This is a genomic window from Mesorhizobium qingshengii (assembly GCF_900103325.1).
GTDB classification, from domain to species: domain Bacteria; phylum Pseudomonadota; class Alphaproteobacteria; order Rhizobiales; family Rhizobiaceae; genus Mesorhizobium; species Mesorhizobium qingshengii.
In genome coordinates, this window is record NZ_FMXM01000006.1 from 279,811 (window position 1) to 300,459 (window position 20,649).

Sequence of the window (20,649 nt, forward strand, 5' to 3'; positions counted from 1 at the left end):
GCGGCATCAATCCTCATGCGGCGTAGCCGCCATAGCCGCGGGCAACGGCGCGGGCGCCGATCACCGGTTCGATATCCGGCCAGAGGATGCCGGCCGCTTGCGCAAATTCGACCAGCGCATGGCGCGCCTGCTCGATGGTGACATAACCCGGAATGGCGAGGTCACATGCCTGCACAGCGTTGCGGTAAAGCGGACCCCGGCGGGAGGTCGTCCACTCGGTCAGGAAATCGTGCATTTCGGCCAGCGAGGCAATCTCGCGCTTGAAGCCGAGGCCGACGGTCAGTGCGACCGGTGAATGAAACAGCTTGTCGTGCATGAAGCGGGCTCCTGATTGTCACAGCGCCTGGAGAGATATCCGGGCTGGTCCACGAACGGGACGCCGGGAAACGCATTGCGAGGCGGGAGGTTCCAGACGGACATATTGGCCCTGATGTCGGCGGCGATGGCCCGTCAGATCAAATCAGGTGCTTACCCAGACAGGGCTTCCGCTTACGCCGATCAGCCGCATACCCCGCCAAGGGCGTCGCCCTTTCCACTGGCGGCTGAGGATGCAACGGAGATAGATAATGGTCCGGCTGAATATCTTGCAATCGGTGATCGAGGCGAGTGCCATCATCATTCCCTCAAGCTGAAGATTGGCGACGTTCACGGCCGAGCGCTCTTTCCGCTGCTCGACGTTCCCCGACTCGCTGGATCTTGCCCATCTGACTGATGCGTCTTGTCGTTCACTTCATCGGTGGACCGCGTCAGTCCAATCCCGCTCCTGGGCTTCTTGTTGCCAGCCGCGTCCTGGGAGAACGCATCAGAAGGGTCGGCACCGGTCTTGGCGGGATATTTTGTTGCTCCAGTTTCGCGATGGTTTTCATTGCCAGACATTTTCGGTTCTCCAGTGTGATGACCGATAACAGCCCCGCGCGCTGCGAGTTCCCCGTCCATTGGGACATTCCTGACTGCCGGTCGTTGGCCAGCAAAGGAGACGGGCAAGGCCAGCTATTGGGTTGCATCGTCCCGGATCACGCTGCCCCCTTTTTGATACCCTTAGGGACTGCGTAACGCCGTGGATTTTCAATGGTTCCCCCGACAGCGTGGCCCGTTGATGGTTGCCCGTCACCCGCCATGGCGCTGCGGCCGGTTCGATCCAACGGGTATCGCCGGGACTAGGCCGCGCGCGAAAATATCCAGCCCTGTTTATCGCCAATCGCCTGGAACAAAGGCGATGGGCGCAGATTAGGTCGACAGCACATGTGTGCCTAAACAAGGAACGATCGTATGAAAACTCGCCTAATGCTGGCCTCGCTGGCCACAGCCACAGCCATGGCTTTCGCACTGCCCAGCTTCGCCGCCGACAGCGCGCAAGACTTTGTCGACAAGGCCGCCGCAGGCGGAATGTTCGAAGTTGATTCGAGCAAGATCGCCGAAGGCAAAGCACAGGATCCAGGCGTCAAGGACTTCGCGCACAAGATGATTGAAGATCATGGCGCGGCCAATGCCAAGCTGGAAACGATCGCCGGCGAGCAGAAGCTGAAAGTGCCGACGCAACTAGATGCGAAGCACAAGGGCGATCTGGACGCTCTGCAAAATGGCAAGGATCCATTCGACGGATCGTACGTCCAGATGCAACGCGATGCCCATTCCGACGCCGTGACGCTGTTCGAGAGCTATGCCAAGGACGGCGACAACGCCGAGCTAAAGACGTTCGCCCAGGAGACCGTTCCGACACTCAAGGCGCACAGGGACATGATCGAGAAAATCGCGGCGGCCCTCGACACCAAGACGTCGAGTTCAGAGACGCCGAAAGTTACGGTCGGCGACACGCCCGATGCGACCCCTCCCCTGTCCGGCGCGAACAGCTTCACCGAGGACCAGGCCAAAGGCCGTATCCAGGATGCCGGTTTCTCGGATGTCTCGAAGCTGACAAAGGACGATCAAGGCATCTGGCGCGGACAGGCGAACAAGGACGGCAAAAGCACCACCGTGGCGCTGGACTACAAGGGCAACGTCGTTGCCGGAACCAAGTAAAACAACGATCAAGGAGATCAAAGCATGAAAACGGTAACCGGACTTTTCGACAACTACGATGATGCCTCTAGCGCCGTCGCCAAACTGGAGGCCAGCGGTATTCCGCATTCGGATATCAGCATCGTCGCCAACAACGCGAGAGACCGCGTCCATAGCGATGGCTCCAAGGCTGCAGACGATGCCGCCGGTGGCGCAGGCCTTGGCGCCGCGATCGGCGGAGCTAGCGGACTGCTGGCAGGGCTTGGCTTGATGGCCATACCTGGTGTTGGCCCGGTCGTGGCCGCTGGGTGGCTGGCTGCCACCGCGGTTGGCGCTGTCGGTGGTGCAGTCGTCGGGGGCGCCGCAGGGGGGCTCGTCGGCGCTCTTACGGATTCCGGCGTCCCGGAAGACGATGCCCATGTCTATGCCGAGGGAGTGCGTCGCGGCGGCACATTGGTAACAGCCAAGGTCGACGAACAGTTGGCTCCCAATGCCGAACGGATTCTGGGTCAGTCCAAGTCCGTAAATCTGGAAGACCGCAGAGGCGAATATCAGGCCGGCGGCTGGACCGGCTTTGATGCTGACGCGGAAAGCTACCCGACAAATGAAATCGGGCGCGACCGCGGCCGCGACGTCAATCGAGTCTAGTTGATAAGACCTCCCGGTCGAAACTTCGAACTTCGTCCGGGAGGTTTCGTTGCATGCACAGTACGTTCCCAACGGCCGGGGACATCCCGGCTAACGCATCAGCCCCGCTGCGCGCAAAGCGTCCTCTATCACCTTGGAAACACTTTTGACCGAGTCGCCTCGACGGTCGGGCTGCGGTTGCGCGACGCGCGCTGCTCGCACATTTTCCGCCGGCGTATAAGGGAGCAGAGCCGTGCCCGATGCGGGTCGTCTCGGGGCCTTCTCGAGATCAGGCTCACTGGCATCGGCAAGTCCCCAGAAGCCGGCGATCCGGCGTGTTGATGATATTCCTACATCCAGCATGAATGGCGCTGCGACGCCCAGGCCATCATCACCCGACGTCTTCAAGGGTGTGCCATGGCCCATGCCAGCGATGGTGTATGTTTCGATGAGTTCGTTGCCATCGGCATCACACCACACCTTTCGCATGTGCCCATCGACGGTCTCTTTTCGCGTTGGGCCAGCGTCCACGCCGTGTACCCCTTGCCACTGGGCAAGGATGGAATCGGCATTGGAAGACGCCACAGTATTGTCGGCCGTGCCCTGCCAGATCGAGATCTTTGGCCAAATCCCTTCGTGCGGGGACGCAGCGCTTAAGCGCTGCTGAAGCCCAGTCTTCGATGGGCCGCCATGGCCGCGCATGCGATCGAATGCCTGGGGGATCGTCGATGCGCTGCCGTAGGCAAGTCCTGCAATAATCGCTCCGCCGGCGAACACGTCTGGGTATGTTGCCAGCATTGCCGTTGCCATTGCTCCCCCGGCGGAGAGCCCGGTGATGAAAACGCGCCGACGGTCGAGGCTATGCCTTGTCACCATGGCTTCGATCATCTGGCGGATGGAGAGCGCTTCGCCGCGGTCGCGTGTTACATCTTCGGGCACGAACCAGTTGAAGCAGAGATTGGGATTGTTGCCACGCTGCTGCTCCGGAAAGAGCAGCGTAAACCCCTGTTCGGCCGCCAGCTTGGACCACCCGGATGCATGGTCGTATCCATCCGCGGTCTGCGTGCAGCCGTGCAGGACGACAACCAACGCAGCTCCACGCGGGAGATTCTCAGGAACGTATGAGCGCGCACCCAAGGCACCGGGATTGGATCCGAAACCAGCTATGTCGGACAAGCGACTGTCGTGGCGCTGCAGTGAAAGAACCGTTCGGCCCCGCATTGCGGTCAGGCGAGTGATTGTATCTGAGATGTTTCGCAAATCGAGATCCTTGACCGCCAGGGTGGCGAAAACCGCGCACAATGCACGTTCAGGCAACATCGTTGCTGCACTGCACAATAACAAGCTTACGTTGGGTCAGGCAACCAGGGTATGAAGCGCTGGCCGAGCTTGGCATCGACTGTGCGAAGGAACCAAAGTCTTGGGAGGAGCTTCATGGATTGAGCGCCGCGACGGCGCGCATCGGACATCCAGGAGGACGAAATGGGCTTTTTCAGCAAGGTGTTTTCGGGTCTGACCGGCAGAAGAGCGGATGACAAGAAGGAAACGGGAGACATGCGCAAGGCTACAGGCGCGGGGCCAGCTCTCGCGGCACACTCCAAGGACGCAAGAACCTCCGCTGCCACCGGGCAAAACCCGCAAGCCGCCAGGAAGAAAGCGCCCAAGTGACGACGGAAACGCGTTCGACCCCGCCTTGCCGAGCGTTCATTGGTCGGCTGACAGCGAACTGCTCTGCTGAGCCAGTTTGATTTCCATGAAGGAGGCGGGTCGATAGTTACCTACACGGAAACAGAACCCGGCCTGATCACATGGGGAACCGTCCTGCGAGTTCCTTGTTGTTCTTCACACAACCGGAGATATCGCCGATGCCGAAGGACCAGAACAAAGCCCAGGATACGGATCGCGAGGCGATGCATCTCGCAGAGACGACGGACGTATCGCCGAAGCAGGCGAAGGATCTGTTGCGCGAGCAAGGCGGCGACAAGAAGAAGGCCGCTGAAAAGGCAAGGAATTTCAAGGCTGAGGGCTAACAGCCGCCTAGTGTTCAAGACATCGGCAAAGTGCGCCTGCGCGAATGCGCTGATGCGCTGCGATCCCATCGGTCAACGGCGCATGCGAGTTTCTGGTCGACTGGTCGCGCGCCATACACATGATGCACTATCCGTCCGCACGCGAATTGGTGCCAGCAGCGCGCGAGGCGAAGGCAAGACCTGGCCGGGCCAAAATGGCCTTTGTCGTGATGGCCGCCCTTGCGGGCGTCCTGTCCGCACGCGCTGCTGAGTAGGCGCGACCAGTGGCCTCGAAGGTAACGCAGAACCAGCAGCAGCCGGGCAACCGCTCCTCCTTGATCGATGGAGAAGCGGCGAGTCGCGCTGCATCAACCACAGAGGCCAGTAAGGCCAGCCTCAAATCCGAGCAAGGCGAGCGTGGGCGCGACGCGGCCTGGCCATCGCAGATCCCGGCGCTCGGCTGGAAAGATATTTTCTGGCGGTTGTGGGAAGAGTTCAACAAGGACCGCGTGCTGCTGGTCGCGGCCGGCGCCACCTTCTATCTGCTGCTTGCGCTATTCCCGGCCCTGGCGGCGTTCATTTCGATTTATGGTTTTGTCGCGGATCCAGTCACTGTCGCAGATCATGTCGCCTATCTCGGCGGATTGCTGCCATCAGGCGGCCTCGATCTCATTCGCGGCCAGTTGCAGGCATTGGCCAGGCAGAAGCCAGGCGCTCTCGGGACCGGCTTTTTCGTCGGCCTCGGTATCGCCCTGTGGAGTGCCAACAGCGGAATGAAGGCGCTCTTCGATGCCATGAACATCGCTTATGAGGAGCGCGAGAAGCGCAGCTTCATCACCCTCAACCTGATGTCGATCCTGTTCACGGTCGGAGCCTTGATGATCGGCATCGTCCTGTTGCTGACGGTGGGCGTTGTTCCTGCATTGCTGCGCTATTTCTACCTGGATGGGTGGACGGAAGCGCTTGTCGCGGTGTCTCGCTGGCCAATATTGGTGGGCGCGATGCTGACCGGCATCTCCCTGCTCTACCGCTTCGGTCCAAGCCGGGAGCGTGCGAAGTGGCGATGGCTCAGCTGGGGCGCTCTTATCGCGACAGCGGTGTGGATCTCAGCTTCATGGCTCTTCTCGTTCTATCTGCAGCATTTTGCCAACTACAACGCAACATACGGATCGCTTGGCGCGGTCGTCGGCTTGATGATGTGGACGTGGATTTCAGTCATCATTCTCATCGCTGGAGCCGCAATCAATGCCGAGATGGAACATCAGACGGCAGTGGACTCCACTACAGGCCCGGCGCGGCCGATGGGGGAGCGCGGTGCAGTGGTTGCCGACACTCTGGGCAAGATTGCGGATTAAGGCGCCTTGGCTCGGCTCTCATCGATGCATCAGCCGCAGATCGCCGCGTTACGTCTCGTCGGCTGATGGGTGTCGAATTGGCGATCGAGGGAACCGTTCCGGGTTGGAGACCAAATGGGGTCTCCGGTGATATAACTTGAACACATCTGGAGCGTCTACGCGACGAAACAGGGTCGCCGCGGCTCTTGCGCAGGCTGGCATCGATCGATGTCGGCGAGGGCGTCTCTCTCGCCTCCCGGCTTTCGGTCGCCAGGAAAATGCGGCTGGATTTGGCTGTGCCAGGTGGGCAGTGAGCACAGCCAAATCCGATTGCAGGGCTAGCCCAGCTTGACCTTTGGCTCACGTGCCCACCAGCGCAGTTCGCCGAGCCTGGTGACGAAACCCGCGACATCCTTGACTGACGCGATCCGGACAACCGCCTCATCCTCGACCACGCCCGCCTTCGACAGCAGCGGCGCTGCCGCCTCGACGAAGCCGATGAATTTGCAATGCGCGAAGGCATCCGCGACAAAGTCGCGGGCCGTCGATTCCTTCAGCAGGTCGGCCATTGCCGGCTTTGCCGGCAACAGCGCGACCGCGTCGTAGAGCACCGAAGGTCCGCCTGATATCATCTGCTGTGCGTCGATCCAGCTGCCGTCGCTCGCCGTGGCGCCGCCGACCTTCGGCGCGATGATCTCGAAGCTTGCGCCGGCTTTGGTCAGCGCCTGCACGATCGCCTTCAACAGGCCGGCGTCCGTTCCGTCGGTCACCAAAATTCCGAGCTTGCGGCCCTCGAAACGACCGGGGCCGTTCTTGAGAATGCTGAGCGAGTCCGCAGCACCGAGGTCCCGGCGCGTCGGCACAGCCGCATCGGCCGGCTTCGGCATCGCTTTCAAGCCTAGCGCATCCGCCACCTTGCCGGCCAGCCCGTCATCGATGTTCAGAAGGTGGGACACGATGCGCTCGCGGATGACCGCAGTTCGCACCTTGCTCAGTTCGAAAGTCAGCGCCGAGGCGATGTGGTCTTGCTCCACGGGCTGCTGGCTGATGTAGAACTGGCGCGCCTGACTGTAGTGGTCGGCAAAGGTCTCCGATCGCAACCGCGCCTTTGGTCCCGCTTCGACTTCAGCGAACGACCGGAACCCCTTGGCCGGCGATTCACGCGGGCCTTCGTCCCATGAATTCGGCTGATAGTTGGCGCGGCCGACCGGGTTGCGCATTGCCATATGCCCATCCTGCTGGAAGTTGTGGAAAGGGCACTTCGGTGCGTTGATCGGAAGGTGGGTGAAGTTGGTGCTTCCGAGCCGTTTGATCTGCGTGTCGAGATAGGAGAAATTCCGCCCCTGCAGCAGCGGATCATTGGAGAAGTCGACGCCGGGCGGCACGTTCTGCGTCATGAACGCGACCTGCTCGGTCTCCGCGAAGAAATTGTCGGGCATGCGATCGAGCACCAGGCGGCCGACCGCGATCGGCGGCAGCACCTCCTCGGGAATGAGTTTCGTCGGATCGAGGATGTCGAAGTCAAAACTGTCGGCGAAGGCCTGGTCAAAGAGCTGGAGCTGCAGCTCCCACTCCGGGAAGTTGCCGGCATGAATCGCGTCCCATAGATCGCGACGATGGAAGTCGGGGTCGGCGCCGTTGATCTTGACCGCCTCGTTCCAGGCAACCGACTGGAGGCCAAGCTTTGGCTTCCACAGAAACTTGACGAAGGTCGACTCGTCCTTGGCGTTGAGCAGCCGGAACGTATGGACACCAAAACCTTCCATAAAGCGCAGTGAGCGTGGTATGGCCCGGTCGGACATCGCCCACATGATCATGTGCATGCTTTCGGGGGTGAGCGAAATGAAATCCCAGAAATTGTCATGCGCGGTCTGCGCCTGCGGGAAGTCGCTGTTCGGCTCCGCCTTCGCGGCATGGATCAGGTCGGGAAACTTGATCGCATCCTGGATGAAGAACACTGGGATGTTGTTGCCGACAATGTCCCAGTTGCCCTCCCTGGTGTAGAGCTTTACGGCGAAGCCACGCACATCCCGCGCGAGGTCGGCCGAGCCCTTATTGCCGGCAACGGTCGAGAAGCGGACGAAAGCCGGCGTCTTTTCACCAGCGCGCTGGAAAATATCGGCCCGCGTGTATTTCGCCAGCGATTCATAGGTTTCGAAGTAGCCGTGGGCACCGTAGCCACGCGCGTGGACGACGCGTTCGGGAATGCGCTCGTGATCGAAATGGAAGATTTTTTCGCGGAAGTGGAAGTCCTCGAGTGTTGTCGGACCACGGGCGCCGATCTTGAGCGAGTTCTGGTCGTCGGAGACCGGTCCGCCCTGTGCGGTCGTAAGCACCGGCGTCGAGCCGGCTGCGACCTGATGCAATTCCCCACCTTCGCCGCGGTTCAGTTTCTGATCGTGGATCGTGGCCGATTTTGATACTTGCTTCGCCATGCCGGGAATTCCTTGAGGTTGAACGCGCGGGCTGCGCTGGTTCCTCAATGTCCCGGACGACAATGCGTTCCTTGAAGGCTTCCCTCGGCGATCGAACCACGCATTCCGCCCGCAAACGGCGCCTGCGACCAAGCAGCGGTGTCGAGAGCCCTTGATCCTGCCTCGCCGAGCTTCACGCCGCCCCCTACGAACTGCTCACCACACCGCTCAACATCTCGTTCGTTCTGGGCCTTGCAGCGACGGGCCAAGCCGCGGAAGCATTTTCACTTATCGAGGAGACGATCCAGCAGGCCGAGGTAAGCTGCGATCTTTGCTGGATGCAGGAGCTGCTGCGCGTGAAGGGCAGCCTGTTTCTCGCGGCTCCGCGCCCTGATCCCGACGAAGACGCGGAGCTCTGTTTCGCCTGTCGTTGGAGCTCAGCAATCGTCAGGGAGCGCTGGCATGGGAGTTGCGGACCGCTGTCGACCTTGCCTCCCTGTCAGGTGCTCGCGGACGGCACGAGGCGGCCCGACCACCTCTCCAGCCATTTTTCACGCGGTTTGGAGAGGGCTTGTAGACAGAAGATCTGCAGCCAGCCGCGCGTATGCTGGAAACGCCGAACTAGGCCAGAGCCGACCGCCATATCTCGACGTTCGAGCAACGGATCACGAACGTCACTCGTCGCCAAGCGTTTGAACGTTGCGGACACGCCAATACGAGAAACCCATTTGGCCTTCCGGTGCGCGGATCATTCCTCACCCCCTTGTCGCCTTCGCATCGCGCTACGATATTGTCGATCGCGCCGGCCTTGCGGAACAGGGTTGCCGGCGTAATTGAAAATGGTTGAAGGACGAGCCCGGAACGTGCATGGCGCGGCGGGCAGAACGATTACGTGGGAAAATCTGAATGACGACGGATACGAAAGCGACGGAAACCAGGGCATTCGAGGCCGATGTCTCGCGGCTGCTGCACATGATGGTGCACTCGGTCTATTCCGACAAGGACGTGTTCCTGCGCGAGCTGATTTCCAACGCCGCTGACGCCTGCGAGAAGCTGCGTTTCGAGGCTGTCAGCCGCCCCGAACTGCGGGGCAACGACCCCAAGCCGCGCATTTCGATTTCGGCCGATCCGGACAACAAGGAAATCATCGTCGAGGACAACGGCATCGGCATGAGCCGCGACGACATGGCCGAGGCATTGGGCACGATCGCCCGCTCGGGCACGCGCGCCTTTATCGAGCGCGTCGGCGCAGGTACAGAGGACACGCAGCTCATCGGCCAGTTCGGCGTCGGCTTCTACTCCGCCTTCATGGTGGCTGAGCGGGTCGACGTCATCAGTCGCCTCGCGGGAAGCGAAGAGGCCTGGCGCTGGTCGTCCGACGGCAAGGGTTCGTATGAGATCGCACCCGCCCCACTCGAAGCCGCACCCAAGCGCGGCACCCGCGTGGTGCTGCATCTGATGGACGACGCCGTCTCCTACACCGGCTCCTACCGGCTCGAGCAACTGGCCAAGTCGCAGTCGGGCCATGTGCCGGTGCCGATCACGCTCGTCGAAAAACCCGGCGCCGAGGCGCGCGACATCGCCGATGGCACGGCACTCTGGGTGCGGCCGAAGAGCGAGATCAAGCCCGAGGAATACACCGATTTCTATCGTAGCGTCTCCGGCCAGTATGACGAGCCGGCCGCCACCATCCATTTCCGCGCCGAGGGCCGGCAGGAATACTCCGTGCTCGCCTTCGTGCCGGGCTCGCGTCCGTTCGATCTGTTCGACCAGGACCGCAGGGGCCGCATGAAGCTCTATGTGCGCCGCGTCTTCATCACCGACGATGCCGACCTTCTGCCGCGCTATCTGCGCTTCGTGCGCGGGCTGGTCGATTCCGCCGACCTGCCGCTCAACGTCTCGCGCGAGATGATCCAGGAAAGCCCGCTGCTGGCCGCCATCCGCAAGGGCCTGACCAACCGCGTGCTGGGCGACCTCGCCAAGCTGGCGGAGAACGAGGCCGAGGCCTATGCCAAGATCTGGGACAATTTCGGCGTCGTTCTCAAGGAAGGGCTCTACGAGGATTACGAACGGCGCGAGCAATTGCTGAAGCTCGCCCGCTTCCGCTCGACCACATCAGGCGAAGGCTGGCGCGGCCTGGCCGACTATATCGCTGCGATGAAGGAAGGCCAGAAGGCGATCTTCTTCATGGCCGGCGACGACCGCGCGCGGCTCGAAGCCTCGCCTCAGCTCGAAGGGTTCAAGGCGCGAGGCATCGAGGTGCTGCTGCTCACCGACCCTGTCGACAGCTTCTGGGTGACGATGGCGCCGGACTTCGACGGCAAGCCGTTCAAGTCGGTGACGCAGGGCGTGGCGGAACTGTCCGACATCCCTCTGCTCGACGACGCAAAGAAGCCGGACGGGGCGGCGACACCGGAGGTCGATGGCTTCCTCGCTTTCGTCAAGTCCGCGCTTGGCGATGCCGTCTCGGACGTGAAGGCCTCCGACCGGCTCACCGAAAGTGCGGTCTGCCTGGTCGCGCCCGAGCATGGCCCCGACCGGCAGTTCGAGCGGCTGATGAACGCCGCCGGCCGCCTCGACAAGGCCGCGAAACCGATCCTCGAAATCAACCCGGGCCATGAGCTTGTGCTGGCGCTCGCCAGCCTCGGCGACGACGAGCAGGCCTTCAAGGACGACGCGGCTCATCTTCTCTATGACGAGGCACGCGTACTCGACGGCGACAAGCCGGCGGACGCCCGGGCGTTTTCGCAGCGTCTGGCGCGGCTGATCGCGCGCGGCATCTCGAAGGGCTGAGCTTCCCTGGCGACCACCGGATCTGCCGCGATGCCGTTCGCCGACCAAGTTTCGGCGCCCATTGCAGCCGGTGACGCACCCGATGTCCACTGGCTCAATGGCCGACTGTAGACATCGGGCCTCCAATCACCCAATCTTGGCCCCGGGAACAAACAGGCGCTTCAAAGAAAGCGCACCGGGTGGTCATGAGACGACGATGGACATTGTATGATCCGCGGCTGGCTTGGCTACTGGTCGCGCCGGTGCTCTTGCTGCTGATCTTCTTCCTGGTGCTGCCTATAGCCGTGATGGCGGCCTACACCTTCTTCACCTTCGTCACCGCCGGCGTGGAAACCAGCGCGCTGACGACGGCGAACTGGCATGAATTCCTGACCGACAGCTATTATTCCGGCTTCCTATTGAAGACGCTGAGGGTCGGGGCCATCACGGCGGTGCTCTGCGGGGTGCTGGGCTATTTTCCGGCCTATTTCATCTGGGCGACCACCTTCAAGCACAAATGGCTGCTGCTTCTCCTGCTCATCGTGCCGTTCTGGATCAGCTTCACCATCCGCACCTTTTCGTGGATCAACATCCTGGGCGAACAGGGCGTCATCAACGTTTCGCTGATGAAATTGGGTATCATCAGCGAGCCGCTACCGATGCTCTACAACGAGGGCGCGGTCATCCTCGGCATGCTGCACTTCCTGCTGCCCTACATGATCCTCAACGTCTATGTCAGCCTTGAAAGCATCGACCGCACACTGATCGCGGCGGCCCGCTCGATGGGCTGCACCAGCGCGCAGGCGTTCCGCGAGGTGACGCTGCCGCTTTCGTTGCCGGGCCTCGCGGCAGGCCTGCTGCTCTGCTTCGTGCTGGCCGCCGGCAGCTATGTAACGCCGCAATTGCTGGGTTCCGGCCGCGACGCGCTGTTCGGCAATTTGATCTACGACACGATCATGGGTGAGCTGAACTGGCCGATGGGTGCCACGCTTTCGATCGTGCTGTTCATCGTGCTCGGCTTCTTCGCCGCTGCCTACACGCGCTACATGGGCATGTCGCAGATCGTCAAAGGACTGGGTGGATGAAGGCGCGGCGCAAGCAGGAAGGAAGATGGGCCTGGCGTCTGACCGGCTTCGTCACGCTCTGCGTCTACATCTTCATGTTCGCGCCGATCGTGGCGACGGTGATCCTGTCATTCAACGCCTCGATGTTCGGCGGCTTCCCGATGACCGGCTTCAGCCTGCAATGGTACGGCAAGCTGATGGCCAATGAGCAGGTGCTGACCGCTTTCCGTACCTCGCTGTGGATCGCGGTGGTCACCGCCGCCGTTACCACGGCAATAGGCGTCGTCACGGCATTCGCGCTGGTACGCTTTGAATTCCCTGGCAAGCAGGCGTTGAGCACGCTGGTGATCCTGCCGGCGCTGGTGCCGGAAACCATTCTCGGCGTCGGTCTTTTGGTGCTGATCAAGGCGATCGACCAGCCGAGAACCATGCTTTTGCTGGTGCTCGGCCATATCCTGCTCGCCGTCCCCTATGTGGTGCTGATTACCCAGGCGCGCATGGTCGGTATCCGGCGCGTTTATGAGGAAGCGGCACTTTCGCTCGGCGCCTCGCGCTTTTCATCCTTCCGCGAGATCACGCTGCCGCTGCTCATCCCGGCCGTCGTTGGCGGCGCGCTGCTCGCCTTCACCATCTCGTTCGACAATACGTCGGCCAGCCTGTTCTGGCGGCCGGCGGGTGTCGAGACTATGCCCACCCAGATCCTTTCGATGCTCAAGATCTCGATCAGCCCGGAGATCAACGCACTCGGCACCGTGATGATCCTGGTGACCGTCGGCATCCCGCTGCTCGGCGGCCTGGTCCTGCAAAGCCTGACCAGATTGAAAAGACGCGGCGAACCCAAGGAGGAAGCACGATGAAACTGTCCAACGGCAAGCGGCTTGAACGGCTGCACGATAGGTATCAAAACGGCGATCTGAGCCGCCGCACTTTCCTGACGCTGACCGCCGCTGCGGCGGCCGCGGTGGGCCTCGACATGCCCTGGATGAGGCAGGCCCTCGCCGCGGTCGAAGAGGTGCGCTTCGACGGCTGGGGCGGCACGGTTCAGGATGCGATCGACAAATATGCCTTTAAGCCCTACACCGCCAAGACCAAGATCAAGGTGGTCCAGGGCACGTTCGGCGACGAGGACGAGATCATCACCAAGATCAAGACCGCCAAGCCCGGCGACTACCAGGTCATCCATTCTTCCGGCGTCAACTATTACATCAAATATGTGAACGGCGGCCTGACCTCGGAGATCAATGAGGCCAACATTCCCAACATGGCGAATGTGCTGCAGCCAATGATCGATCCGTTCCGCAAGCTGACGCCGAAACTCTCGGCCGTGCCTTATGACTACGGCACAACAGGCATCGCCTACAACACCAAGGTGATCTCGCCCGAGGAAGCCAAGGAAAAGGGTGCCGCACTGCTGCTCGACAAGAAATACGCGGGCAAGGTCGGCGGTTATGACGACATGACCACGCGCGTCTGGTACGCCGCACTCGCCACCGGACAGGACCCGAACAACCTCAAGGACATGGACGCGATCTGGGCCAAGGTGCGCGAGACGCGAGACCTCGCCAAGAAGTTCTGGAGTTCCGGCGCGGAACTGATGGACCTGCTTTCCAAGGGCGAGATCGTGGTAACCGACGCATGGTCGGGCCGCGTCGCCGCATTGCAGGACCAGGGCCATCCGATCGGCTATCTCGACCCCGTGGGTTCCTATGCCTGGATGGAGGACATGCTGATCCTGAAAGGCTCGCCGATGGCCGAGTGTGAGGAGTTGATCAACTTCATGCTCGACCCGGCGACCGCCATCGCGGTGGCGGAGGGCCAGAGCTATCCGCCATCGCTCGACCCGACAAAAGTCAAGCTGACCGAGAAGATCGAGAAGCTGCCGGCCTTTGACAAAACGGGCACGATGAAGGCGTTGACCTTCGCCGACCCGGTCTACTGGGCGAGCAATGAGGACGCCTGGAACAAGCAGTGGCACAGGATCTCGAAAGGTGCCTGACAGCCACGACTTTTCAGGGGTACCCCGGCCGGCCGCGGCCGGGGTGGCAAGGTCCGGTGTGGGCGGATCCGCTCAGGGCGGCGCGGAGACGAGCCAGCCGGCGGTCGAGTTCCGCGACATCGACATCGCTTATGGCAAGTTCGTGGCGGTGCGCGATTTCTCGCTGTCGATCCGCAAGGGCAGCTTCGTCACCCTGCTCGGGCCTTCGGGCTGCGGCAAGACCACGATCCTTCGTTCCATCGCAGGCCTGGTCGACATTTCGGGCGGCCAGATCATGATCGACGGGCAGCGGGTCGACGACGTGCCGATCTACAGGCGCAATATCGGGCTGGTCTTCCAGAGCTACGCGCTATTCCCGCACAAGAACGTGTTCGACAATGTCGCCTTCGGCCTGAAGTACCGCAATGTGCCGAAGCCCGAAATTGCGCGCAAGGTCGCCCAGGCGCTCGAGATGGTGCGGCTGCCGGGTAGCGAGAAGAAGCTGCCCTCGCAACTGTCGGGCGGGCAACAGCAGCGCATCGCACTCGCCCGCGCCATCGTCTTCGAGCCGCAGGTGCTGCTGCTCGACGAGCCGCTGTCGGCGCTCGACGCGAACATGCGCGAGGAAATGCGCGTCGAGATCAAGAAGATCCAGAAGCAAACCGGCATCACCGCTATCTTCGTCACGCACGACCAGGAAGAAGCGCTCTCCATGTCGGATCGCATCGTGGTGATGAACGCCGGCGCAGTGGAGCAGATCGGAACCCCGCAGGAGGTCTACGAGGCACCAGCCACGGCCTTCGTCGCCGACTTCCTCGGCAAGGCCAACATGCTGGCAGGGACCGTGAGGAGATCCGGCCAAGGAACAGCGGTGCTGCTCGCCACCGGCCAGACAATCAACGTGGCCAGTCCAAAGCCGCTTGCCGACGGCTGCAAAGTCACTGTCGTCGTGCGGCCGCAGAAACTGTCGGTCGGCGCAGCGGCGAGCGCCAACCGTCTGCCCGGCCGCGTCGTCTCTGCCTCGTATCTGGGCGGTAGCGCCATCTACGAGATCGATATTGGCGGTAAGGCCAGCATCCGCGCCAACGCGCCGATCAGTGGCCGGCTGCTTCGCGAAGGCGAGGCGATCGACCTCGGCTTCGATGCCGAGGGCTGCGTCCTCCTCGACGAGGATGGTCAGCGGATTTCGTGATGCAAATCGCCGAGGACCCGGGCCGTGAACTCATGGACGCGGAATGCCGAGAAGGGGTCGACAGCGGAACGACGGCAATTAATTCGGCGGCCGGCCCTGGGGATAGCAGCCCTACCGATGCATGATGGGATTATGGTTCCGCAGTCGGCAGCTCCCTTGGCTGAGGCAGCTATGAGGAGTTCTGCCAGCAAGGCGGTTGCATTCGACCTCCCTGAGTAGCCGTTCACGACTCAGTCAAAAGGTGCTGTATAGCCTCTGACTTAAGACAGTCACGAGGTCTAGGATGTCGGCGGTGGCGGACTAATCAATGTTGGTGACTTGGGGAAGGCCGCAGAGGCCCTGATAAATCGAGTGTCGGATGCAGTTGGTGGTGTTGCTCGCCCATTGCAGATAGAACGCGTGGCAAAGGCAGAGGCAAAAGCCGAAGTCATAAAAGCTAACGCAAGAATTGAAGTGTCAGACATCGAGCAGCGGGCGATCCTGCGGATGGTTAGGGAGGAAGGGAAAAAGCAGGAAAATATTGGGGCGATCACTCTAAAGTCACTTGAATACCTGCCCCAAGAGGCACACCCTGAGAACATTGATGAGGACTGGCTGACGCACTTCTTCGAGCGATACCGTTCCTATACCAACGACGAAACGCGGGAGATTTGGGCGAAGGTTCTTGAGGGAGAAGCCAGCAAGGCCAATAGCTTTTCAAGACGTGCGATTGATGTGTTGGCCACTATGGACGCAGCCGACGCAGCGCTGTTTTCAAGATTATGTTCCCGCGCCTGGACCTTAATCGGCGCTCCTGTACTCGCTATCCGGTCAAATGATACGGAGCAGCTAAAAGTGGCTGGCATTGGGTTCGCTGATTTAGTGCATCTCGATAAAGCGGGGCTTATCTCGTTTGAGGCACTGGGTGGTTTTTCGCGCCAAGGTTTTGGCCCAATTGCGCCCTGCACGTATTTCGACAAAACCATTTTTTTGAGTTTGCGGATGGAGACGCCCCACTGCCACCAACCGGCAACACTCTCATCTGCGGCAATGCTCTATTCACAAAGGCCGGCGAGGAGCTTTGGAAGATTGCGGAAGCAAGAAAAAACGAGGCGTATTTCGAATCCGCAGTTAAAGCGTGGAAAAACGAGGGGCTAACCGCGATGGACGCGCTCGAATTTATCACAAAGTTCCAAACGCGTGCGTCACAATAGGCATATTTTGGGGCACCGCCTTGGGGCACCGCCAACTGAGTACGTTGATTAAATTGCTGTGAAATCAATAACATATGTGGCAATTGGATTTATGGCGGAGAGAGCGGGATTCGAACCCGCGTTACGGTCTCCCGTAAACACACTTTCCAGGCGTGCGCCTTCAACCACTCGGCCACCTCTCCGTCCTTGCATGTCGCGCCGGCCGGTTTCGCCACGCGGGTTGGGGATATGCATCTCCCTTGGGGCAGCGGTGCGGAAATTCCGCTCCATGGATGCCGCCAACCAGCGGACACCCTTCCCCTGCACCTGAGCCGTCAAAGCAACAGGCGCGGGGCTCATCTAGTCGATCCCGCGCCGAATGCCAAGCCATAACGGCGGTCTATTCGCTTTGCCGGCCACACAGCGTTTCACGACGCCGCCGGAGCCCCCCGTTTTGAGGCGCTGCCCTCGAATGATGTGCACAGGCAAGGCCGCAACGCCGGCCGCGCTTGACTTCGCTCCCGGCCATCTGTCGAGTGATGCAGGCTTTGCGGGGGCATCGTCCGGACATGACATCGAGCAGTGGAATTCCGGGCAATGGACAGACGCCAGCCAGACGGCCGGACAGCGGACTGTCCTTCGTACCGGTGGGCTGGCTCATCTTCGTCATGGCGTGGTCGGTCTATGGCCTAGCGTCGGCCTGGTGGCTGGTCGGGAATTCCGGCCTGCCGGACAAGATCTTCTATCTCGTCTTTGGCGGGCTCGCCGCCAACGTCGTCACCATCCTGTGGGGGCTTTACCTGCTTAGCCTCGCCTTCGGCCGCTCGGCGCGTTTCCCGCGCCATTTCACCATCTGGCAGATCGCCATCATCATCTGGCTGCTGGCGAGGCAGGCGTATGTGCTTGCCGTGCCTGATTTCGTCTTCTCGGCCAGAGGTCTGGCCATCACCGGTGCCGAAATCGCCATCGGCTTGCTCTGCATCTACCTGCTGCGCCGCGGTTCAGGTGCCGAGACCGTCTACGCCAAGCCGGAAACCGAAGCGCCGCCGGTCTTCGTTTCGATCATCGCGGCCCTGCTCGGTATCATCCTTGGCGCGGTCATCGGCGCCGTCGCCGGCTTCTTCGCCGGTTCGGTGATCGCCGATGTCACCAGCATGAGCTGCTTCGAAGGCGCCTGCGGCTATTTCGCCGCGTTCATCGGCCTGGCCGGCCTGGTGGTCGGTGCCATTGGCGGCGGCATTGTCGCGGTCTGGCTCGCTCACCGGCGCAGTCACAAGCCAGTGACATAGATCGGCTTCAAATTCGCGTATGACGATTGCGAACCCGGCCTGCGCATTCTATCTCTCGTTCTGAAACGCGTGCCGAAAGGTCCTTGGGAGGAGCTTGAGCACTGGCCGGGGGAAAAGGTCTCGAATGTTTCGCTTCATCTTTCGTCTTGCCGCAATGGTCGCGCTGTCGATCTCCGTCATCATGGCGGTGCTCGACGCGACTCGCACGGTGGCTGCTTCGGCGCTCGTGCTGACCCCGCTCAACACCAGCTGGCTGGCCGTCTCGCCGGACACACGAGCGGCTTTCGAAACCTTCGTCCGGGCCAAGGCCGGCCCGCTGCTCTGGGACAGCGTCATCGCCTGGGTACTCAACCAGCCCGGCTTCGCGGTTTTTGCGGTGCTGGCCTTCCTGCTCTATGCGATCGGTTACAGGCGGCAACGACGCACCGGACAATTCGCCGCCACCTGATCCGCTTCCTGCGTCCACCCAGAGAAGGAAGACCGCGCATGTTCTTTCTCAGCGACATGCTGAACAAGAAGCTTCATTTGCCGAAGCCGTCCGAGGCGTTGCCCGGCCGCGCCAAGGCGATTCCGACGACATCCAGACACCACGTCTTGAAAAGGCCCCTCAAGGGACCTTATCCGGAGGGGCTGGAGACGGCGATGTTCGGGCTGGGCTGCTTCTGGGGCGCCGAGCGGCTGTTCTGGCAGCTCGAAGGCGTCTGGGTCACGGCGGTCGGCTATGCCGGCGGCTTCACGCCCAATCCGACCTATCAGGAAACCTGCACCGGCCTTACCGGCCACACCGAAGTGGTGTTGGTGGTCTACGATCCCAAGGTCGTCTCCTATGGCGAGCTTCTGAAGCTGTTCTGGGAAAGCCATGATCCGACGCAAGGCATGCGCCAGGGCAATGATGTCGGCACCACCTACCGCTCCGCGATCTACACGCTCGGTGACGCGCAATTCAGCGCGGCAAGTGCTTCGCGTGACGCCTATGAGGCCTCGCTACGCGCTGCAGGCCACGGCAGGATCACCACCGAGATCACGCCGGCGCCGGAATTCTACTTCGCCGAAGCCGATCACCAGCAATATCTGGCGAAGAACCCTTACGGCTATTGCAACCTCAAGGGCACCGGCGTTGCCTGCGCCATGCCGGCCGCCGCCTGAAGCCTTTCGCGCAAGGATCAAGCATGGTGCGGCCTCCCCGCGCCATGCTTTTCCAAAAGGTCAAAATTCCGCGTGAAATTTGTTTCGGGCCGTGCCAGATTGCCCTCGAGCGGGAGGGGAATACACTCCTGGCTGACGTCGCATGCCTGCCGGCGAACCGGGCAGGCGGGCGGTGCGTAACGGAAAAAATAACCGACAGGGTGTGGATCACATGAAACGTATTGTTCTCGGCCTCTTGGCCGCAACCGCAATGGTTCTTCCGGCTTTCGCCGCGGATGTCCAGCCGGCCATCCTCTATGATTTGGGCGGCAAGTTCGACAAATCCTTCAACGAGGCCGCCTTCCATGGCGCCGAGAAGTTCAAGACCGAGACTGGCACGCCCTATGTCGAGTTCGAAGTGTCCAACGCCTCGCAGCGCGAGCAGGCGCTGCGCCGCTTCGCCGAGGACGGCCGCAACCCGATCGTCATGGCCGGCTTTGCCTGGGAGGATGCGCTCAAGGTGGTCGCGAAGGAATATCCTGACCTCAACTTCGCCATCATCGACGATGCCGTCGACCTGCCCAATGTCCGCTCGCTGGTCTTCAAGGAGAACGAAGGCTCCTACCTCGTCGGCATCCTGGCGGCGATGGCGTCGAAGTCGAAGAAGGTCTCCTTCATCGGCGGCATGGACATTCCGCTGATCCGCAAGTTCGAATGCGGCTATGTCGGCGGCGCCAAGGCTGCCGGCGCGACCGATGTCATCCAGAACATGACCGGTGACACGCCGGCGGCGTGGAACGATCCGGCCAAGGGCGGCGAGATCGCCAAGACGCAGATCGACCAGGGCTCCGACGTGGTCTATGCCGCGGCCGGCGGCACCGGCGTCGGCGTGCTGCAGGCGGCGGCGGATGCCGGCAAGCTCGGCATCGGAGTCGATTCCAACCAGAACGGCTTGCAGCCCGGCAAGGTGCTGACCTCGATGATGAAGCGGGTCGACGTTGCCGTCTACACCGCCTTCATGGACGGCAAGAACGGCACCTTCAAGGGCGGCCTGCAAAATCTTGGCCTCAAGGAGGGCGGCGTCGACTACGCCATGGACGACAACAACAAGGCGCTGGTGACCGACGAGATGAAGGCGGCGGTCGAAAAGGCCAAGGCCGACATCATCGCCGGCAAGCTCGAAGTGCATGACTACACGACTGACAACGCCTGCCCCTACTGAGCGGCGCGGACATCCAGCCATGATCTGCAAACCGCCGGGCGCACGCCCGGCGGTTTTGCGTTGGCCTATAGCTTGCCCGCCAGATAACCCAACCCGAAGGCCACTATCAGCCCGATGGCGACGGCAAATCCGCGCCGGCCGCCAAGGGCGTGCAGGCCGATGCCATGCGGCCGCTGGGGCAGGCCGCGGATCACCGCTGGTGATCTGGCATCGCCCAGTCCGGATGTGCGCATCTGCGGCAATTCCGCGAGGCGTTGCGTCACCAGCTGCCAATGATTGCCGGGCAGGCCACCTGGTTTTTCCGCGCGGTCGAACATGTGCATGCGTTCGGCGAGCTGCACCACCGCGTCGCGGAAGGCGGGGTCGATCTCCAGATCGCGTTCGGCCCGTTCGCGTTCCGCGTCGTTCATCAGGCCGAGCACGTAATCGCCGGCCCTTGCGATGCGATCGCTCATG

Annotated in this window: 20 protein-coding genes and 1 tRNA gene; 15 read left to right on the forward strand and 6 right to left on the reverse strand. The window is 61.6% G+C overall.

Annotated features, from left to right (window positions below; translation table 11 throughout):
• Window positions 1-13 precede the first annotated feature (13 nt).
• Together BLS48_RS12485 and BLS48_RS34930 are read right to left on the reverse strand one after the other, a co-directional pair.
• A complete protein-coding gene (locus tag BLS48_RS12485) occupies window positions 14-316 on the reverse strand; it encodes a DUF982 domain-containing protein (RefSeq protein WP_091577972.1) in 303 nt (100 codons plus the stop codon).
• Window positions 317-645: 329 nt separating this feature from the next.
• Entirely contained in the window at window positions 646-876 is a 231-nt protein-coding gene (locus tag BLS48_RS34930) for a hypothetical protein (protein ID WP_143019419.1), read from the reverse strand.
• 393 nt (window positions 877-1,269) lie between these two features.
• On the opposite strand from BLS48_RS34930, the gene BLS48_RS12490 reads away from it, so the two are divergent.
• Window positions 1,270-2,019 carry a DUF4142 domain-containing protein gene (locus tag BLS48_RS12490; RefSeq protein WP_091577974.1) on the forward strand — a complete coding sequence of 250 codons (750 nt, stop codon included), beginning with the start codon at window positions 1,270-1,272 and terminating at the stop codon, window positions 2,017-2,019.
• A 24-nt stretch (window positions 2,020-2,043) separates the two neighbouring features.
• A complete protein-coding gene (locus BLS48_RS12495; RefSeq protein ID WP_091577976.1) occupies window positions 2,044-2,646 on the forward strand; it encodes a general stress protein in 603 nt (200 codons plus the stop codon).
• Between the two features lie 90 nt (window positions 2,647-2,736).
• Here the strand turns inward: BLS48_RS12495 and BLS48_RS12500 are convergent, their stop codons facing one another.
• The gene (locus BLS48_RS12500; RefSeq protein ID WP_167365066.1) at window positions 2,737-3,885 is read right to left on the reverse strand and encodes an extracellular catalytic domain type 1 short-chain-length polyhydroxyalkanoate depolymerase; all 1,149 of its coding nucleotides are present in this window, start codon (window positions 3,883-3,885) and stop codon (window positions 2,737-2,739) included.
• Between the two features lie 222 nt (window positions 3,886-4,107).
• On the opposite strand from BLS48_RS12500, the gene BLS48_RS12505 reads away from it, so the two are divergent.
• The 3 genes from BLS48_RS12505 to BLS48_RS12515 all read left to right on the forward strand — a co-directional run bounded on the left by BLS48_RS12505 (window position 4,108) and on the right by BLS48_RS12515 (window position 5,989).
• Window positions 4,108-4,293: a hypothetical protein gene (locus BLS48_RS12505; protein ID WP_091577977.1), complete on the forward strand. Its 186-nt coding sequence runs from the start codon at window positions 4,108-4,110 to the stop codon at window positions 4,291-4,293.
• A 197-nt stretch (window positions 4,294-4,490) separates the two neighbouring features.
• Complete coding sequence (locus tag BLS48_RS35650; protein WP_091577979.1) at window positions 4,491-4,655, forward strand: hypothetical protein; 165 nt, start codon at window positions 4,491-4,493, stop codon at window positions 4,653-4,655.
• A 263-nt stretch (window positions 4,656-4,918) separates the two neighbouring features.
• On the forward strand, window positions 4,919-5,989 hold the full coding sequence (locus BLS48_RS12515; RefSeq protein WP_091577980.1) for a YihY/virulence factor BrkB family protein: 1,071 nt from the start codon (window positions 4,919-4,921) through the stop codon (window positions 5,987-5,989).
• Window positions 5,990-6,306: 317 nt separating this feature from the next.
• Here the strand turns inward: BLS48_RS12515 and katE are convergent, their stop codons facing one another.
• Window positions 6,307-8,403: a catalase gene (katE, locus tag BLS48_RS12520; protein WP_091577982.1), complete on the reverse strand. Its 2,097-nt coding sequence runs from the start codon at window positions 8,401-8,403 to the stop codon at window positions 6,307-6,309.
• A gap of 885 nt (window positions 8,404-9,288) precedes the next feature.
• Here katE and htpG point away from each other — a divergent pair.
• From htpG to BLS48_RS12550, 6 genes are all read left to right on the forward strand, one after another.
• Window positions 9,289-11,175: a molecular chaperone HtpG gene (htpG, locus tag BLS48_RS12525; RefSeq protein WP_091577984.1), complete on the forward strand. Its 1,887-nt coding sequence runs from the start codon at window positions 9,289-9,291 to the stop codon at window positions 11,173-11,175.
• 185 nt (window positions 11,176-11,360) lie between these two features.
• Window positions 11,361-12,239 (forward strand): ABC transporter permease, encoded by an 879-nt coding sequence (locus BLS48_RS12530; RefSeq protein ID WP_091577985.1) that lies wholly within the window; start codon window positions 11,361-11,363, stop codon window positions 12,237-12,239.
• A complete protein-coding gene (locus BLS48_RS12535; protein ID WP_091577987.1) occupies window positions 12,236-13,075 on the forward strand; it encodes an ABC transporter permease in 840 nt (279 codons plus the stop codon). The genes BLS48_RS12530 and BLS48_RS12535 overlap by 4 nt, the downstream gene beginning before the upstream one ends.
• Window positions 13,072-14,214 carry an ABC transporter substrate-binding protein gene (locus BLS48_RS12540; protein WP_091577989.1) on the forward strand — a complete coding sequence of 381 codons (1,143 nt, stop codon included), beginning with the start codon at window positions 13,072-13,074 and terminating at the stop codon, window positions 14,212-14,214. Before BLS48_RS12535 ends, BLS48_RS12540 begins: the two co-directional genes overlap by 4 nt.
• Window positions 14,207-15,385 (forward strand): ABC transporter ATP-binding protein, encoded by a 1,179-nt coding sequence (locus tag BLS48_RS12545; protein WP_091577990.1) that lies wholly within the window; start codon window positions 14,207-14,209, stop codon window positions 15,383-15,385. The genes BLS48_RS12540 and BLS48_RS12545 overlap by 8 nt, the downstream gene beginning before the upstream one ends.
• Window positions 15,386-15,736: 351 nt before the next feature.
• Complete coding sequence (locus BLS48_RS12550) at window positions 15,737-16,522, forward strand: DUF2806 domain-containing protein (RefSeq protein ID WP_143019420.1); 786 nt, start codon at window positions 15,737-15,739, stop codon at window positions 16,520-16,522.
• A 148-nt stretch (window positions 16,523-16,670) separates the two neighbouring features.
• Here BLS48_RS12550 and BLS48_RS12555 read toward each other — a convergent pair.
• Window positions 16,671-16,760: transfer RNA gene (locus BLS48_RS12555), tRNA-Ser, on the reverse strand.
• 366 nt (window positions 16,761-17,126) lie between these two features.
• On the opposite strand from BLS48_RS12555, the gene BLS48_RS12560 reads away from it, so the two are divergent.
• The 4 genes from BLS48_RS12560 to BLS48_RS12575 all read left to right on the forward strand — a co-directional run bounded on the left by BLS48_RS12560 (window position 17,127) and on the right by BLS48_RS12575 (window position 20,193).
• Complete coding sequence (locus BLS48_RS12560; RefSeq protein WP_244529570.1) at window positions 17,127-17,846, forward strand: hypothetical protein; 720 nt, start codon at window positions 17,127-17,129, stop codon at window positions 17,844-17,846.
• A 124-nt stretch (window positions 17,847-17,970) separates the two neighbouring features.
• Window positions 17,971-18,294: a hypothetical protein gene (locus BLS48_RS12565; protein WP_091577994.1), complete on the forward strand. Its 324-nt coding sequence runs from the start codon at window positions 17,971-17,973 to the stop codon at window positions 18,292-18,294.
• Window positions 18,295-18,332: 38 nt separating this feature from the next.
• Window positions 18,333-18,992, forward strand: a complete 660-nt coding sequence (msrA, locus tag BLS48_RS12570) for a peptide-methionine (S)-S-oxide reductase MsrA (RefSeq protein ID WP_091577995.1) — start codon at window positions 18,333-18,335, stop codon at window positions 18,990-18,992.
• A 211-nt stretch (window positions 18,993-19,203) separates the two neighbouring features.
• Complete coding sequence (locus tag BLS48_RS12575) at window positions 19,204-20,193, forward strand: BMP family lipoprotein (RefSeq protein ID WP_091577997.1); 990 nt, start codon at window positions 19,204-19,206, stop codon at window positions 20,191-20,193.
• A 65-nt stretch (window positions 20,194-20,258) separates the two neighbouring features.
• Here the strand turns inward: BLS48_RS12575 and BLS48_RS12580 are convergent, their stop codons facing one another.
• Entirely contained in the window at window positions 20,259-20,648 is a 390-nt protein-coding gene (locus BLS48_RS12580; protein WP_091577998.1) for a hypothetical protein, read from the reverse strand.
• Window position 20,649 lies beyond the last annotated feature (1 nt).